We start from the raw sequence: 18,349 nt of genomic DNA on the forward strand, positions 1-18,349 counted from the left end.
TTTTTTAAAACCAGCTAAGGATTATGATTAGATACTGACTATCAATCCCAAAGAAATATTAATTCCCGGCAACGGTGCTAAATACTTTAGAAAAGAATTCTGCGGTCTGGCTTCAACATTGAGCAGATTGGTACCAGCAGCAAAATATTCTATTTTATATTCTTTGAAAATCATATTGTAGGCAAGTCTTGCAGAAAGAAGTGAATAGGCCGGCATTGGCGGTTCCTGATTAATATTTTTTCCGAGGTAACGCTGTTCCATATAACGGTCGAATGCTGCGCTAAGTTCAAATTTACTCAAAGCGATCCCGCCTGAAAATCCAAATCGGCTGGTTGGCATATTGGGCATATAGTCTCCTTCTGCCCAGTGTCTCATACCATCTTCGGCAACATTGATATTTTTAACCAGGTCAAAATACCATCCCAGCTGGATATTAAAGTTTTCGCTGATTTTTTTATCGTATGCCATTTCAGCTTCCCAGCCATTTAACTCCGTGTCCGATTGGCGCCATTCTTTTACCAAAAAACCTCCTGAACGTGAAATTCCTGTATGAGCCAGATATAAATAATTATCCAATAAGGTGTGGTAGTTTGTAACAGAAAACTTTAGTCCGGCATAATTAAATCCTGCTCCAAACTCTGTGGTCTTTGCCGTTTCTTTGTTTAACTTGTCATCTCCGTTTTCTTCTAAAATAATAGCAAAATGATTATTGCCCGCATACAATTCGTTAACATCAGGAGCACGTTCGGAATGAGAGTAAGAGCCCCGTACATAGACATATTTAATAATATCTATTTGCAATCCAGAAGTAAACTGGCTGAGATGGAAATCACGATCTGACAGTTTTCCGCCACCCAGTCCCCTGCTTGGTTTATAGCCTTCTGTAAGCGTGGCACGTCTTTGAACCAGATCATGACGATAGCCTGCATTTAGCTTCAGAAATTTTATGGCAAATTGCTGCAGGGTGAATATTCCGTACTCGTGGCTATTGTTATCAGGAAGGTATCGCTGTTCACCGCTTCCATCAATATTGACAGCAGAAACGTCTATACCCGAAAGTCCTATTAAAAACTCAAGAGGCTGCTGATCCAACTCTAACCTAACAATCTGGCGTTCTGCCGAAAATTTATTGGCAAGATAATCGTCAATGAGTTCGCTGTCTTCAGAATATTGCAACATGTAATTTAATCTCAAGGCAGCAATTCCGGCGCTTTGGGGTCTGTACTCCGATTCCATCATCAGACTATTGCTTTCTGATCTGGTGTTTATGGGTAAGTAAATGCTTTCTCCTTCAACTTCATGTGCATAACCATCGTCATGTGTGTGCGTATGTCCAGGCAGTTTACGCAGTGCAAAACCGGGAATTCCATAATAGCCGTACGTTCTGCGAAACCCGGCGCCAATATTGAACTTTTCGCCCACATATCCCGTTCCAAAATTTACAACATAACTGTTGGCATGGCTATTAGGCATCGTTCCTTTTTTAACTGGAGCATAATCCGTAATCCCTTTCACTATGGTTGTAGAAAATGGTGTTCCGACGGGTTGTCCCGATATATATAAGCTGTTTTTCGGATTTGATACATAGGCGCCATCAACAAATGATTTTTCTTGAAAAGTATACAAGTCGGCATCTGTAAGCGCCCATTGCGGATCGTTCATTTTATCCAATACAAACTGGCTTATATAAGGATATAAAGTCAGATTTCTTGTAGTTTGTTTTTCTAGATGAACCTGCGCCATCGAAGCAGTTAGATTATCAATTTTTGGATCGTAGGCAATGGAAGCTTTTGTTTTTCCCGGTATCTTAATATCATCATTCCATCTGTTCATACCTCCGCCATGCCAGACCCATTTTTTTCCAATATTTCCGTTAAAGTCAAAGGCTTGTTTGTATCCGAGATTCGTACTTCCGTCTGCCCGTGCAAAACCAGAAAGGGATTTAGGTGCTTTCTCTTTCGGAATGGTGTTGTCTTTCAGGTTGACTGCGCCGCCAATGGCTCTTCCGCCAAAAAGAACATTTCCGTCATTAATGTGAACATCAATTCCCAAAAGATTATCCATATCTGTAATCAGATTAAGGTTTGGACTGATACCCGAAAGGTCGTTCATTGCCATTCCGTTGCTTAGCACTTTTACACGGTTACCGCTGAGACTTCTGATTACCACAGCTCCGGAATTTGGTCCGAAATACGAATTCTGAATTCCGGGAACGTGACTCAGTGTCTCTCCAAGGGTCGCCGACTGATTTTTTGAAAGTTCTTTTTGAGAAATCTTTCTTGAATTAGATAATTCTGATTTAATGTTATTACTAATGACGACTTCATTCAAAACATTGGTTTTAACACTGTCGACCGGTTTATCCTGCGAATATGCATAAAGATTAAAGGCAAGAAAAAATAGACATAAAGATTGGGAGGTAATTTGCATGATCACACTGAATTTGGATAAATAATGGGCGCAAATATAGCGCTTAAAAACACTATTGCAACAAAATTGCAATAAAATAACGCAACTATGTTGCGATAATGATTTTTAAAATATACTTTTGGCAAAAATTTTAAATATGAGAAAAGAAAAAAACTACGCCAAACTACTACTTATGGGACTTTTGGCTCTTTCGCTGACAGCGTGTAGCAGTGACAATGAGGAAACTCCTCAAAAACAAATTGATATCGAATTGACACCGGCTGCCTCTATGGTTTATGGCAAACAGCAGAGTATTGATCTGCCTTCGAGCGTTTTGGAAGCTTCTGATGTTCAGATTAGCTTAGATTTCAGCCTGAATGAAAATGTAAAAGTGAATGCTTCTGAAAATCTTAATGATAAACTTTTGAAGGCTTTAACGGTAAACAAGCAATCAGGAAAAATCAATATAAACAGCAGCCTGCTTTATCCTAACGGCGCTGTTTCGGGTAATGGAACGAAATTACCTGACAGCTACAAAGTTATTGTAAAGGCAAGTTCTGTAAGTCAGAACTTCCAAGGCAAACAAACTATTGACTTTAAAATCACGCCTGCCAATCTGTCGATGAAAGGTATCGAAAGCAAAGTAGCGATTCCGGTAGCTTATGTGATTTATGGTGATGCCGCCAGTTTTGAGCTTGAAGCTCCTCAAACTGTTTCGGCTGATATGAGCTGGGCAATTGAAAATCAATCGTCTATCGGAACAGATGTATCACTAAGTTCGAATGTTTTAAAATTTCCAGCCAATGCCGGAGATCCGGATAAAAAATCTGAAAAAGCTTACGATGTGACTCCAGTTCTCCTTAAAGACGGTTTCCGCGTAGCATCAACAACATTCCGCGTGATATTTATTCCGAAGATTAAATTCTTTTTCGGAGCCTATTATCCTGAATATGATCTGACCATAGTACTGAATAATCTTCATATTGCTTTATCGAACGGATATGTATCAGCTGCCCCGGCTTTTTCTCCGGAAGCTTACAAATCATCGTTTGCTATCAATGGTATTAAAAAAGACGGTCAGTCTTTTACCGATACTGAAAGTATATTTTCAATAAACGAAAAAACAGGTTCTGTTACCGTAAAGAAAAGTATTTCACTAACTGCAGGAGCATACGAAATCACCGTTAAAGCAATCACAACAACAGGACTTGAATTCCTAACCACATTGACTTTAAACATGTCAAAAGCAGAATAAATCAGTAAATTAATGGCAAGTTTAACGTATAACTTGAAGAAATACTTGCGCTTTAGTATCAAAAAACCATCAATTTTAAGTCAAGTTATTTCCCTAAAACAAGGAAAGAACTTTTTTGTAAAAACCATGTTTTACAACTTTAAAAACTGGATTTTAAGCTAACAAAAATTTTACATTTATAAAATAAACCTCCTTTAAATCACTTTAAAAGAGGTTTATTTTTATGATTTTGATTCTGAAGCTTCGGGACGTTTTAAAAAATGGTAATTGTGCAACAGTTATCTGTGTTAGCTGTTCGCCTTTCTTTTTAATCCTCTTCTTAAGGAAACTACCTTCAAGGTTGAGTTTTATCTGCTCTTCTATGAAATTTTTAAGCTTGTCATACTTAAACTTCCAGCTAATAATTTATCATTAAACAGGTTTATTGTTTCTCCTTTTTTTTGAAGCCCAAGACTGTATATTAATGGTAAATAATGGTCTGGAGTGGGAATTGCTAATTGAAATGCTTTTGATTGCTTATGGTAATCGATGAGCGGTTGGTAATTGCCATCGAGTAAATAATTATTGATAGTTGATCTAGCTTCAACTGCCCAGTCATAGCCATAATCGTCCTTATGTGCGTTTGCAAAATCAATCATGCCTAAATTGTGAATAATATTACCACTGCCTATTATTAAAATTCCTTTATTACGCAGGCTGCTTAATTGTTGTGCCAATTCATAGTGTTGTTGTGTAGATTTGATGTAATCAATACACAACTGAATTACGGGTATATTAGCTTCCGGGTAAAGGTGTTTTATTACACTGCATGCACCATGGTCTAAACCCCATTTTTCATCTAATTCTACTAACGTAGGTGATAATAATGTTTTGGTTTCTTGAGCGAGCGTTGGACTACCCTTTGCAGGATATTGCACATCAAATAAAGCTTGTGGAAATCCACCAAAATCGTGTATTGTTTTTGGCATTTCCATGGCAGTTACTTTGGTGCCTTTTGTAAACCAATGAGCCGACTGGAGTTGATACCTTTTTTGCGGCTAAACGCTTAGGCAGTGTTTATCTGCAGTAATAAAAAATGAGGATATATTGCCTAAAATTTCTGACTGGCAGCTAATTTTATTCGTGGATGGTATTTTCGAAACATCCAGCCTTTTTTAAATACTTTCATAGGAGACACCATGGCAACCTCTATTGATTTCGGGGATTTAGGTTCATAAAATAGAATAATTTCATCATCAAAATTATTGACGGGTTTTATCGCAGCTTCTAGAAAAGCTGGAGCGATATCAACAGTTCTTTCTCCTAATGGAATTGAGCCTAAAATAATTGCTTTTAAAATTAAATCAGGATATTGCAGGGCTGCGAACTGCGCAATCAATCCTGCCCAGGACCATCCTAGCACTACGGCTTTTTCTAACTTTAAATACAGTGCTAAATCCTTTATATCATTAGCACAACTGACATATCTGTAGGTAATGTACCCGTTGAAAGATATAAAGCTGTCCCAGAAAATGGAAAAATGGCTCAAGGGGGGATCATAAGGATAAAATAATTGCATAAAACTGCAGTAAACGACGGGATTACGATGTCCAAGTACTTTTTTATACCGGCAGTTAGTATTAGTTGTTGCTTAAAAGACAGCCAGCAAGAGCAATAACAAATAGGAACGCCATTATCACATTGATAATAAATCCAAAAATACTTCTAATTCCAATAGGTTCAGCAAGGCTTTTGAATGAATATACGATTCCGATTATTGAAGTCAGTCCAATCAGCAATCCAATAATACCAATAAATAAACCAGGCACATTGAGTCCAAATACTGCCCAAATTAAAAATATAAATAAAATTATTGATACAACTCCTAAGGAAAATGCTGCGTTCGAGTTTCTTCGCTGCAATATTGGCTGATCCATATCTAGTAATTTATTGAACTTACCTTGAGAAAAAAACAGAAAGCCGCTTAAACGGCTTTCCTTAGAGATTAATTATTTAGTTAAATTTCATTAGCCTAAATGAATTTTCTTTAACATTTTCTTCAATTATAAAAATTCCATTTTTAGTTATTGATGTTTCATAATTGCGTTTTGATTTCATTTGTGTTTTAAAAAAGTCGGCTACTTTTGGATTCAAAAAATTAGCATAAATTGTATTTATGTCGACATTATTATCTCCAAAAATTTCATCCACTGAATATCCTGTCGGAAATGACCCTCCTCTAATTCCGTTTAAAAGGATATTATCTACTTTATAAGTCACTTTTACATCTTTTGTAATTTGTCCTTTTTTAGAATCAATTTCGTACATAAATGCAAAATTATCCTTGGTTTTTTTTATTCCAAAACCAAATTGATTATCATTTAAATAAAAGAAATCAACATTCATGAAAAAAGCAACCGTATTTTTATTGAATTGTTTTTCATCTGAAATTTCTTTTTCAATTTTCCAGATTAAGTTTCCTTCAAAACTGTATTTAAAAATATAAAATCCTGAGAACTTTGAATTGTAGAAATCTTCATCAATTGTATTAGAATACAAACCGTATATATAAAATATTTTGTTTTTTATATCAACATAAACATTTCCTGTTGCCGATTCAGATAAAGAATGTTTTGAAGTATGTTCATCCTGAATAATAGTAAACTCTCCAAAGCCATTATTTGAGGGAGAAAAATATTTGTTTTCTAATTTTAAAGGAATGCTGACAGTAGAAATGATCTCACTATTCATATTATACCCCAAAATATTGTAAATATCTACAGTTCTTTCTTTGTTTAGGTCTTTATTCATCATGTAAAACCGATCATTGAAAAACGAACCTAATCCCCATTTTTCAATTTCTTTTTCCTTATTAAATTTGGGAGGTGTAAAATCATAAAGCTGCGTTGAAAAATCATTAAGGCTTCTTCTGTGTATTTGATATTCTTCATGCTCTTTTTTTTTCTTTTTGTTGTTTATTTTCTCACCGAGCAAAAAAGCATAATCATCATTAAAGAATTCGAAGCGAGTATACATTTGATCTACATTTTCAATATCTTCAAATGTAAAATCTTTTACATTGCCATTATCATCAAAAACCATCTTGTCCTTATTTGCAATTGCCAGCTTACCGCTTGTTGTACCAATTATGTCGTAATAGATAGGTCTGTCATTCATGCCTCTTCCAAAAAACGCCGGCAAGCCTTTATAGTTTGAGAGAATATCTTTAGAGTATCTTACATTTAACAGGCTGTCGTAACAAACAATTTTGACCTCTGATTTTGGAGATTTTTCTCTGCCCGTGACGATATAGACTGTTCCGTTTTTAACAAAATCAAAACCCAAAAGCTTATTTTTATCAGCTAATTTAAATTCGACAACTTTATCTTGTGCTTTCGCAAAGAAAGAAAACATAGAGAACAGGAATACAGAGAAATAAAAGTTTTTAGTCATTTTTTATTTATTATTAATTTAATTCAGTTTAGTTTTTTAAATTTTTAAGATAAGGCAGTATATGATTTTTAAAAATTATTTCTGGCTGTTGTGTTTTTCCATTTCTGTAGTTTCCCGATGTGATTGCAACAACTGCATTTAAACTTGGAACAACAAAAATATACTGCCCGCCTGCTCCTCTGGCTTCAATAGTTGCTGTATTTTTTCCTTTTACCTGATAGCTGTTATGCCACCATAAATACCCGTATCCATTTTTGTCTTCAGTGTTTTCTAAAACAAGGTAATTTTTAAATGAATCTTCTACCCATTTTTTTGATAGAACCCGTTTTCTGTTCCATTTTCCCTCGTTGAGATAGAGTTCTCCAAATTTGATCATATCTTTAGAAGTCAGATACATTCCACCTCCAAAATAAGGGTTTTTATTTAAATCACTAAAGATAACATAGTTTGAAATCTCTAATTTTTGAAATAAATAATGATCCATAAATAATTCTAAAGGCTCTGAAACAACTGAATCCATTGCAATTCCGAGTAAATACGGATTAGCAGATCCATAATTGGCTTTTGTATTTGGACTGTTTATCATTGGAGTATTCAATATCGTTTCGATCCAGTCTTTTGACTTTTGATAATTGTCTTCAACCGCCGGAGATTTAGGATTAGCATTAATTCCGTAATCAATTGCATCCAATCCAGAACTCATAGTCAATAAGCTTTTAATATTAATTTTTGCTTTTAAACTATCTTTATGAACCTGATATTTTGAAGGTAAAAAATCAAAAATAGATTGCTCGACACTTTTAAATAATGATTTATCTAAAGCAATTCCCACTATGGCAGATGAAATACTTTTTGATGCAGAGCGCATATCGTGCGGTACATTTGCGGTGTAACCTTCAAAATATTTTTCATAAATCAGTTTGCCATTTTTCGAAATTAAAACGGAATGTGTATTAGGTAATAAATTATTTGAAATAAGGTTCTCCAATTCTTTAAGTTCAGGAATGTAAGTTGGATTATTTGTTTTGAAACCACCAATTTTCCAATCTGTTACAGACTTTTTTAAATCAATCTCCGTGATTAAAGATTTTCCTAAAAATATTTCTAAGTGAATTTTATTAGTCACTAATTTTCCTTTAAATTGTAAACCGGTTTTAAAATCAGAAAACGATATAACATCATTTTCTTTTTGAAAATTGTCGCACCATGTTCCGGTAAAACGATTGTCGCCCAAAATGGGATAAGCCTCATATTTATTTTTTGAACCATTCTCTAGACTTAAATAAAAATCCAGTGCTTTTAGTTCGTCTACCATCAAAACATTCCAATCTCCTATAAAAAAATTGTGTACAGATTTAATTAATCTTACATGATAAAGCAGCATACCCGATTTAATAAATCCATTAATTGCTTTGCCATCCTTTGATAGAACGCCTTCAAAAAATATATTTTCGGCAAAAGGTATAGTAATGCGATTAACATTTGTGGCATTAAATGGATAATTGATAATGCTTTTGCTGTTGTAAATTTTTAAAGCAGCATTTTCAAATCCAAAATTTTCAATTTCTACCTTTAAATTGAATGTTTTAGAATTTTCAATTTTTCCTTCCCAGTTGTCTGTATATTCAGCCATATCCTGTGCCGTGACAGAAAAGGAATAAAGGATAAAGAAAAAAAACAGGAGGTTATGAAATCTCATTTTTTAATAGATTTAAAAATATGGTGCGAAGATGAGATTTTAAAAGCTTAAAAAATTGTATAAAATTAACATTTTAAAATTTTTCGAAATAATTTTGCCGGAGTTGTATTATAGATTTTTTTGAAACTTGAAATAAAATGACTTTGGTCGCAGAATCCGCATTGATAACAGATATCTGTCATTGAAATTTTATTAGAAACGATTAAACAAAAAGCCTTATTAACTTTTATTACCCTAATGTCATTTCCAAGGCTTGTACCAAAATATCTATTAAACTCTCTGGATAAGTGAATGGGATGAATTCCTAAAATGGAACTTAGTTTAGCCAGGGAATAATCAATTTGTTCTTCAAAAAGGAGCTCCTGAAGTTTGTGAACCCAATCCGGTTTTTTAGTACTAATTTTTTTAGTTTCTTTTATTGTACTGAAAAGTTCAACCATTAACGATTCAATGCCTAAGTTAGAATACTGATCGTTTATTTTGGATTCAATAAATACTTTATTCATCAAATTTATAGTTAATGGATTTTTCAGATGCATACTTCCTTCAAAATCTGTTGTTTGAATATCATAATTTAAAAACCAATTCTCATTGAGCTCAATATGAAATCCTCTTGCAAAACCAGGTGGCTTTATATTGTAATGGGCATCCTGCCAATTGTGAAACAACAAGCTTCCCTGCTCTAAGTAATACGATTCTTTTTTGTTAGATTCAAAAAGTTTTCCTTGAAGCAAATACGTAAAATAAGGGTTTTCATGATAATGCCAATCGACTTTACTGTGGGTATATTCAGTATCCGTAATAATAGTATTTTGGAAAATTGACTTTTGATAATTTGTTCCGTAAAATTCTCCTTTATTTAGTTGATTCATTTATTTCTTGAGGTTTTCTTCAGCACAATAAAGATTAATATTAAATTGGGATATTCCATCAAAATTCAAGTTTTTCTAGCTCCGTTCATCCTAAAAAATGTTTTTGAAAGAACGAAAATACGATTAAAAACCGTAATTGTAATAAATTAGTTGAATACAAAGAAGCTGTTTAGCGGATTTTTTTTAGTTCCCATTGTTTAACTGTTTAGTAATTCCAAATTCCTTTTTGCATCGCAATTTTCAATTGATAGTCTTTTGGATTACGATTGTAATTTTCTCTATTCATTTCAGAGCTAACACTGAATACCTCAGTTTTGTTTTTGAATTCAAAAGAGATATCCGGATTTTTTCTTGTATAAAATCCCGTTACTTTACAATTAATTATCTCTGTTTTATTTCTTTCAGACTCTTTTATATTTAGAAAATTCCACATTACAGCAGCAATTTGCCCGAAACTCAAATAGAAAATTATAACTCCTTGCAATAAATAAAATCCTATAACATATAATTTGGCATATGTTTCATCAAAACTTGTATATATATTGAGTAAAAAATCTTTTCTATAAATTACAAAAAATACTATTCCAATAACTTGAGCTGGGTCATAAAAATGAACCAGCTCAAATTTTTAAGTGACGAAAAAGAAGGACAATCAAACAGCTAATAAAAACATTTAATTTCAATTATTATATTTTTAAATAGATATTGATATAAAATTTTATGAGTCAGATTTATAAATTAACTTACATCAAACAAACCTCAATACATTAAATGATCCAATCTGAGGTTTGTGTTGGAAGAAAGTCAGCAACTGTATGAAGGTTTTTCCATTTAGGCTTAATTTAGAACCCATTCAGCATTCATAGAAAATTATTTATTTTGAAAAGGATTATAGGAAATACCAATATTAAAATAACCATTCATATCTTGTTTAACAGTCATGATTTCATTGGTTGCTCCTCTTTCTCGCAAGTTTCCCTGTAAAGTATTATTCACTCCGGCCTTAAATGTTGTAATAAAATTTTTGTTCAGCATATATTCATATACAAACCCTGATTTAATTTCATTTCTGTTAAACTGATATACTTCCTTTAGTCCGGATTGATGAGGATAAACAAAAAAAGATTCATTATCAAACGTTGAACCTAATGAAAGACGTCCTTTTTCTAATAATGGCCTTCTAATATATACATATTTTGGCAGCACAACATCAAGCGACCATAATGAATTAGAGAATTTATGTTCGAAAGTAAAAGTTGGTAATACAGGAAAAATAGACGTGTTGTTTGTCTGCAGAAGCATTCCTAAAGTTAGCGTAGTTTGTTCTGTTTTTTTGAGTAGAAAACTTCCTATCAAAACCCCGTTAATTCTTTCAAAACCTCCATTTGATCCTTCAGCAATAACGCTGGCATTATAAACAAAGGTTCTTCCAAATAATTTAGAATAGTACGTAAAATTTAGTCCTGTAGAATAGAAATTAAAGTTTTCATTATCGGTATGATATATGGGTGTACCAGTAGTTGCAAAATTCTCATAATTTTCAAATTCCAAAGATTCAAATTTATAGCGTAGAGATCCGCTTAAAGTCCATTTTTCTTTTCTGATAATTGGTGCATTCAATGCTGCTTTAAATCTTTTTTGACTTTTAAGTGTTCCTTTCTCATATAGTTTTTCATATAAATCAGCATCATAATCACCAGGAGAAAATTGCTCATATTGAAAATCCAAAAACCTCGTAGATGGAAAACGCGTTGTAATAGCTTTTACCGTTTTTCTTCTAACAGAATCGGATTCAATCTGTGCTGTTACAGAAAATACAGGAATTATAAGTAATAAAATGGCTAATCTCATAGTTGAAAATTTAAGTTTAAGTAATTTTGTTTCATATCAAAATGATTAAAGAAAATTACTGTTTAGGTTTTGGTTCGATATTTGGCGCAATCAATTGGTATACAACAGGCGTAACAAGTCTGGTTAGAATAGTAGAACTGGTAAGTCCTCCGATAATAACCCAGGCCAGCGGAGAATAAAACGGTGAACGCTCCAGTACTAAAGGAAGTAATCCTAAAATAGCAGTTAATGATGTCAGGATAATGGGCAAAAAACGTGTTTCTCCGGCTTGAGCAATGGCTTCATGTATTTCCATACCTTCTTCCCGAAGTTTATTGGTGTAATCAACCAGCAGAATAGAATTTTTGACCTCAATTCCGGCCAAAGCAATAATCCCTATACAAGCCATAAACGAAAGCGTATTTCCTGTGATGTGCAGAATAAAAACCGCTCCAACCATTCCAAGTGGAATTACAGACAAGACAATCAGGCAGCTTTTAAAATCTCCAAACTCTAATAATAAAACAGCAATAAATAGAAAAAAGGTTATCAGAAGAATGGTTCCAAGTCCGCCAAAACTTTCCTTGCTACTCTCAATTTCTCCTGCAACGTAATAGGAATATCCTGGTGGAAAATTTATTTTTTTGATTTTTTCTAATACTTTTTGAGTGACTTGCTGTGTATTATATCCTTTTTTCACATCTCCGGTTACTAGTCCATATCGGTTTTTATCATAATGTTTTATCATAGGAACCGATATTTCGTATTGAAGTGAACTTACTTGCTGGATTGGGATTTCTGTTCCATTTTTAGAATGTACATAAAGCTGAGACAAAATCGCAGCTGTAGGATGCTGCTCTCTGGCAACCGAAACAATCATTTTGTAATTATCTCCTTTTTCATCTTTATAATCAGCAATATCAACGCCGCTAATTCCCATGCGTACCGTTTGATCGATTTGGTTTGATTGTACACCAAAAAGTGCCGCTTTATCGGTATTAACAACCATTCGCATATCTGTTTTATAAGTATCTAAAAGATTGTTGGTATATAAAGTACCATCGGTATTTTTAATTTCTTTTTCAACTTTTCCTGCCAAAATTCTAATGGTGTTCAGATCATCACCAAAAATTCTGATAGCGATAGGCGCTTCTACAGACGGACCTTGTTCAAATTCTTTAACTTCGATTTTGGCACCAGGATAATTATGAAACGATTTACGAAACTTAGCGACAAGAGTCTGCAATTGGTCAATATCCATCTCCTCTACTCTTATAAAAAGCTGGGCAAAATTGGCAGCATCTTTATGTTGGCTTACATTGTAATAAATTTTCGGATTTCCTTTTCCAACATTCGTATAAACGGCTTTTACATTTTCATCTTTTAAAACCATTTTTTCAACATACGACGCAATGGTATCTGTTTTATAAAGATTGGTTCCCAGCGGTGTTTCAATGTTAATCATAAACATGGGTTTCTCTGATTTTGGAAATAAACTAAACCCAACTACAGGAACCAGCATAATACTTATTACAAACAATAATCCCGCAACTGCAAGTGTAACATAAGGTTTTGCCAAAGCTAAATTCAACACTGGCTTATATACCTTATTAATACCGGATTGTAGTTTTCGCAAGACTATATTTCCGTACTCATGCTCGTGTTTCTTTAATATGAGGCTAGCAAGAAACGGAACAATCGTCAACGAAACGAAAAGCGATGCCAGAACTGTTGTAATAACTGCCATTGGTAAACTTCTGATAAAATCACCGGATGTTCCCGGTAAAAATACGATCGGTAAAAAAGATATAATTAATATAACTGTACAGCCCAAAATAGCGTATCCTATTTGATGTGTAGCTTCAATCGCAGCTTTATAAGGAGAATAGCCTTCACGTAAATAACGCTCTATGTTTTCAATTACTACAATACTGTCATCAACCAAAAGTCCCAACGCAACTACAAGTCCTACAATCGTCAATTGATTGATTGTATAACCCAAAGCGTCAAGCATAAAAAGTCCTATCGCTATTGAAAGCGGAATAGAAATCATAACAATAGATGCAGCGCGCAGCCCGAGCGGTGTTAAGGTAAAAAGTACCAATACAATTGCAATACCAAAATCCCTGAAAAAATGATTCAGTCTTGCTTTTACATCATCGGCCTGAACAAAACCAGTTTCGAGCTTTATATTTGCTGGAAGTTGCTTTTTATAACTCTCAATTATGGGCAAAATCAGCGCATGATCTGCGATAATATTGGTATTTTCTTTTTCACTTACTGCAACAAATATGCAACGCTGTCCGTTATAGCGCCCAATATATTTTTCGTCTTCATACCCCATTGTAACATTAGCAACATCTTTCAAAAAAACTATTTTTTCTCCTGAAGCTTTGATTATAGTATTTTTAATTTCATCAATACTTTTATAATCGCCGCTGGTTTTGATATTGAATTTTTTATCTGAGGCATCGATACTTCCTCCCGGAATGTTTAATGCTTCGCTTTTGACCGCGCCAATAATATCATCTACTGCTATGTTATTTCGGGATGTTTTTTGCAAATCAAGATCTACTTTTATGATTTGGGCAGGACAAGCGTGAATTTCAATTTTTTTGACTGAGGAAACTTTCTCTATTTTGGTCTTCAGTTTGTCTGCCTCATTATATAAATCCTTATAACTGGCGCTATTGCTAATCAAAGCAATTTGATAGGTATTTACATCTGATGGATCGAACTTTTCTACCTCCAGACTTTTCAAATCCTGTGGCAAAACATTTCTAAGATTATTTACTTCGCGAATTACCTCATTGTATTTTTCGTCGACATTTACACCATAGTCAAATTCTACTTTTGTAGCCGCCACACCGTCTGTAATATCTGTCCTAATTTTGTCGATATCATTAAGTTCGTTTAATTTATCTTCTATTGGTTTTACAACCAGTTTTTCTAAATCTTCGGCACTGGCACCCGGATAAACGGCTACTACCGAATAATTAGGAGAATGAATAATAGGATCTTCACCACGTGGCATCGAGAAAAAAGAGTTCAACCCCAAAGCAATTGCCAGCAAAAATATAACGATGGTAAACTGGTAATTCTTAACAGAAAAATCGACTATCTTCATATCAATTATAATTTAATTTTTGAATCAGATGATAAATACGAAGCTCCATCTGTTATAACACTTTTTACATTTTCCAGCCCCGAACGTATTGCAATTCTGTTGTTTTCTGTAAAAGCAATTTCGACGGTATGTTTTTGTACTGATTTCTGATCTGGATTTACAGAGTATACTACGCCGGAATGCTCCCTTGCTTCGACCATTGCAGAAGTTGGAATAAAATAAAACTTTTCTTTTTGAGAAGGATAGATTGCTATTTTTGCTGCTAAACCATTCGCAAACTTATATTGCTGTGGATCAATTTTTAGCTTGATCAAAAATGTTCCGGTTTGAGGATCTGCCGCGACACCAATTTCAGAAACAACCGCAGTAAATTTTTTATCACCATACGCATCTGTTGTAATTACGGCCTGATCACCTTTTTTTACCCTTACCCATTCTTTGTCTGATAATCCAATTTTAATAATCCAGTTATTGTTTCCTGACGCATTAATGGTAAAAACAGGACTTCCGGCACTTGCCATTTCGCCTTCGTTCATTTCTTTTTTAATAACACTTCCAGATTGATTGGCATAAATCGATGCGTATTTTTTATTAAATTTTGCGATGTCATAAAGTTGTTTCGCTGAGTTTAAACTTGTGGCTGTATTTTCGAATTCTTCGGCTGTTGCAGCATTGTCTTTATGAAGATTTTCAATTCGTTTGTGATTTCTTTGTGCTTTCTCTAAATCATTTTTCGCTTGTTGAAGCTGTGCCGAAATTTCTGTTTGATTTAAGGTTCCTAACAATTGCCCTTTTGATACCATTTGTCCTTCGTCGACATATAATTTATCGATAATACCACCAATCTTAAAAGATAGTCGGGTTTCTTTATCAGATGTTATAATACCGCCTGAAACAATGGGTTGTGCATAACTTTTATAACTTATTTTTTGTATTTTAACTGCAATTATATCAGACTCGTTGGCTTCTACATGCTTCTTGGTACATGAAACCGTTACAGACATTATGATTATAAGAATAAAATTTTGTGTTCTCATATTTTTATTGGTTTAATATGTAAGAAGCGGTTGTACGTTCTACTTCTGCTTTTTTGATAAGCACCGCAGTATTGGCTAGTTCATAGTTTAATCGGCCATCTATAAGCTGTGTAAAAGCATCGTTAATTTCAACAAGCAACACCATTCCCTGATCGTATCTGGATTTTGTTTCTCTGTAATATTCTTCCAGAAAAACAATATTTTCAGCACTACTTTGTAATCGGGCTTCTGCACTATTTAAATCATTTTCTCCCAGTTTTTTCTGATATTCGAATTGCTTGGTACTTTCTGTAATTTTTGCATCCAAAATCGATACATCACTTTTGGCAATACTAATTTTGTTCTTGTTCTGAAAACCGGAAAAAATATTCCATTTTAGGGTCACACCGCCAAATAAATAGCGTGTATCAGTATTAAATAACAGATAAGTACTTTGAAAACCTGCATTCAGAAAAGTATTTACAACTGGCAGATAAGCCGCTTTTTTGCTCTTTACCATTAGACTAGATTGTTCGAGCGAACTTCTTAACGCTGTAATTTCTTCTCTTTCATTACTTTTAAATTCAGCTTCAGAAATAGAAACCTGAGATTGCTTAAATCCTGTGGTATCTATTTTTACTTCTTTTATTAAATCTTCATTTATAATAAAATTGAGATACGCAAAAGCCGTTTTCAGTCGGTTTTGGGCTTCGGTCTTTTTAGCGTTATTGTCGTTAATATCAGAATGAATCCTAAGAACATCGCCTTGCAGAACCTTTCCGTTTTTAAATCTCGATTGGGTAATTTTATAATTATCCTGCAGTAATTTATCGGCATTATTAAAAATTTTTATCTGATTTTTGATCATTGCAATATTGTAATAGGCAACTTTTATATCCCGGACCAAACCTCTTTTATAAACTGCTACTTCTGCCTCTTTTTGATTTATAGCTTCTTTTTTGATGTTTTTATTCAGAATCATTTCTGCATCGACCAATGACAGCATTACATTCAATCTCGTGTCATAATAATCATTGGCACTCAGATTAAATTCCTGATTATTTATGTTTTTAAAATTAGTATTGCCATTTAATTGGTTGAGGGAATTGTAAGCCGGATTTAACAAATCGCCAAGAGGTAAAACGATATTTCTTCCGCCCGAAGCGTAGGTATAATCACTTTGGAATTTTAAAGTGGGATAAAATATTCCTTTTGCAATTTTTAAATTATCAAAGGACTGTTTCAGATTTAAATTCTGTTGTTTTAGTCCAAGATTATTTTTAAATCCAAGCTGAATGTATTGATCTACTGTTTTATTTTGGCAAAATCCGAAAGAAAAAGCAAATAGAAAAGAGATCGCAATAACCTTATGAATCATAATGATAGTAATGTTTAATAATTGATTTACTGTGATTAAAGAAGTTTAAACTGTTGCATAAACTCTTTTAAATCTGAACCAAAACTATCAATTTGTTATAGTTCCTTTATTGATTTTATACCAAAGCCGTTATTTATTATACCAAATGGGCAACGGCTATAAATACTAGTTTTCTCAAGTTTGTTTGGTATAAAAAAACAGCTGTTTTGTATAAAAAGGAATTCGGTATTCGTAAAAAGGGTAATTTTATAAATAATTCAAAATTTATGGTAGAGCAACCCAAATCATCGGAAAACATTACTGCGATTAGCAATGATTTTTTTTCAAACCCAAAAAACAGGATTTACTGGCATCTCGCCCTTATAATCTTTATGATTTTATCTGCTTATTTCAGAGAAATCTCCTACACACCTCCTGCCTCTTTTATTTTTAAAGGAACCGTCGTTGTCATGCTGATTGCTTTATTCTACAGTAATGTTTATTGGCTGGTGCCGAAGTATTTATTTAAAAGAAAATTTTCTTTCTACCTTATTGTTTCATTTGTGTTTATTGCCATAATATATAGTGTAATGTTTTTTTTATTTGATGTTTTAAAACCATATCATTTTGAACAGCCAGACAATGTCAATTCTAATCAGGGCGAAATGTCAATTCTGTTTTTTATTTTTATGATCGTGGTTTTAATCGCTGCATCTGCCGCCGTGCGTTTATTTGATCAATGGATTTCTGACAATAAAATGATTGTAGAATTAGAGAAATCAAAAACGAGCGCAGAATTAGAGCAATTAAAAAACCAGATTAATCCCCACTTTCTTTTTAATATGTTGAATAATGCCAACGTACTAACCAAAAAAGATCCTGAAAAAGCTTCGGTTGTTTTAATGGGTTTAAGTGATTTACTCCGATATCAATTATATGACAGTTCGAGAGAAAAAGTTTTGCTTACGGCTGAAATTCGTTTTCTGGAAGACTTCTTAAACCTTGAAAAAATACGCCGTGATGATTTTACTTTTACAATAACTAAAAAAGGAGAATTGAACGGTGTCCAGCTGTCTCCTTTATTATTTATTACTTTTGTAGAAAATGCAGTAAAACATAATAATGGCGCAGGAAGCACGACGTTTGTTAATTTGTTTTTTAGTTTTGAGAATAATATACTTCTATTTAAATGCGTTAATTCTAAACCTTTAATAAAAGCTGTAAATACCACTGGCGGACTTGGCCTTACTAACGTGAAGAAAAGACTGAAACTGCTTTATCCTGAAAGACATGCATTAAATATTGAAGAATCTGATGTTCTTTTTAGCGTAACATTAACCATTAATTTATAA

The 18,349-nt window shown here is 33.4% G+C and carries 13 protein-coding genes and 1 pseudogene; 2 read left to right on the forward strand and 12 right to left on the reverse strand.

Annotated features, from left to right (window positions below; all coding sequences use genetic code 11):
- Positions 1-27 precede the first annotated feature (27 nt).
- Positions 28-2,430, reverse strand: a complete 2,403-nt coding sequence (locus WN975_RS09570) for a TonB-dependent receptor (RefSeq protein WP_337966337.1) — start codon at positions 2,428-2,430, stop codon at positions 28-30.
- 136 nt (positions 2,431-2,566) lie between these two features.
- Here WN975_RS09570 and WN975_RS09575 point away from each other — a divergent pair, with 136 nt between their 5' ends.
- Entirely contained in the window at positions 2,567-3,664 is a 1,098-nt protein-coding gene (locus WN975_RS09575; protein ID WP_337966338.1) for a hypothetical protein, read from the forward strand.
- A gap of 359 nt (positions 3,665-4,023) precedes the next feature.
- Here WN975_RS09575 and ygiD read toward each other — a convergent pair.
- The 11 genes and pseudogenes from ygiD to WN975_RS09630 all read right to left on the reverse strand — a co-directional run.
- Positions 4,024-4,677: pseudogene (gene ygiD / locus WN975_RS09580) on the reverse strand (4,5-DOPA dioxygenase extradiol); the annotation flags it as partial.
- Positions 4,678-4,754: 77 nt separating this feature from the next.
- Positions 4,755-5,222, reverse strand: coding sequence for an alpha/beta fold hydrolase (locus tag WN975_RS09585; RefSeq protein ID WP_337966339.1), 468 nt, complete (start codon positions 5,220-5,222; stop codon positions 4,755-4,757).
- Between the two features lie 61 nt (positions 5,223-5,283).
- Positions 5,284-5,580: a hypothetical protein gene (locus WN975_RS09590; protein WP_337966340.1), complete on the reverse strand. Its 297-nt coding sequence runs from the start codon at positions 5,578-5,580 to the stop codon at positions 5,284-5,286.
- A 76-nt stretch (positions 5,581-5,656) separates the two neighbouring features.
- The gene (locus WN975_RS09595) at positions 5,657-7,096 is read right to left on the reverse strand and encodes a hypothetical protein (RefSeq protein ID WP_337966341.1); all 1,440 of its coding nucleotides are present in this window, start codon (positions 7,094-7,096) and stop codon (positions 5,657-5,659) included.
- Positions 7,097-7,124: 28 nt separating this feature from the next.
- On the reverse strand, positions 7,125-8,795 hold the full coding sequence (locus WN975_RS09600) for a serine hydrolase (RefSeq protein WP_337966342.1): 1,671 nt from the start codon (positions 8,793-8,795) through the stop codon (positions 7,125-7,127).
- Between the two features lie 65 nt (positions 8,796-8,860).
- Positions 8,861-9,667 (reverse strand): helix-turn-helix transcriptional regulator, encoded by an 807-nt coding sequence (locus WN975_RS09605; protein WP_337966343.1) that lies wholly within the window; start codon positions 9,665-9,667, stop codon positions 8,861-8,863.
- Positions 9,668-9,872: 205 nt separating this feature from the next.
- The gene (locus WN975_RS09610) at positions 9,873-10,100 is read right to left on the reverse strand and encodes a hypothetical protein (protein ID WP_337966344.1); all 228 of its coding nucleotides are present in this window, start codon (positions 10,098-10,100) and stop codon (positions 9,873-9,875) included.
- 437 nt (positions 10,101-10,537) lie between these two features.
- On the reverse strand, positions 10,538-11,518 hold the full coding sequence (locus WN975_RS09615; RefSeq protein ID WP_337966345.1) for a hypothetical protein: 981 nt from the start codon (positions 11,516-11,518) through the stop codon (positions 10,538-10,540).
- A 55-nt stretch (positions 11,519-11,573) separates the two neighbouring features.
- Positions 11,574-14,624 carry an efflux RND transporter permease subunit gene (locus WN975_RS09620; protein WP_337966346.1) on the reverse strand — a complete coding sequence of 1,017 codons (3,051 nt, stop codon included), beginning with the start codon at positions 14,622-14,624 and terminating at the stop codon, positions 11,574-11,576.
- 5 nt (positions 14,625-14,629) lie between these two features.
- Positions 14,630-15,661 (reverse strand): efflux RND transporter periplasmic adaptor subunit, encoded by a 1,032-nt coding sequence (locus WN975_RS09625; protein WP_337966347.1) that lies wholly within the window; start codon positions 15,659-15,661, stop codon positions 14,630-14,632.
- 4 nt (positions 15,662-15,665) lie between these two features.
- A complete protein-coding gene (locus WN975_RS09630) occupies positions 15,666-17,018 on the reverse strand; it encodes a TolC family protein (RefSeq protein WP_337966348.1) in 1,353 nt (450 codons plus the stop codon).
- 266 nt (positions 17,019-17,284) lie between these two features.
- Between WN975_RS09630 and WN975_RS09635 the strand changes: the two genes are divergently transcribed.
- Positions 17,285-18,349, forward strand: a complete 1,065-nt coding sequence (locus WN975_RS09635; protein WP_337966349.1) for a sensor histidine kinase — start codon at positions 17,285-17,287, stop codon at positions 18,347-18,349.

It is taken from the genome of uncultured Flavobacterium sp., from assembly GCF_951805225.1.
Taxonomy (GTDB): domain Bacteria; phylum Bacteroidota; class Bacteroidia; order Flavobacteriales; family Flavobacteriaceae; genus Flavobacterium.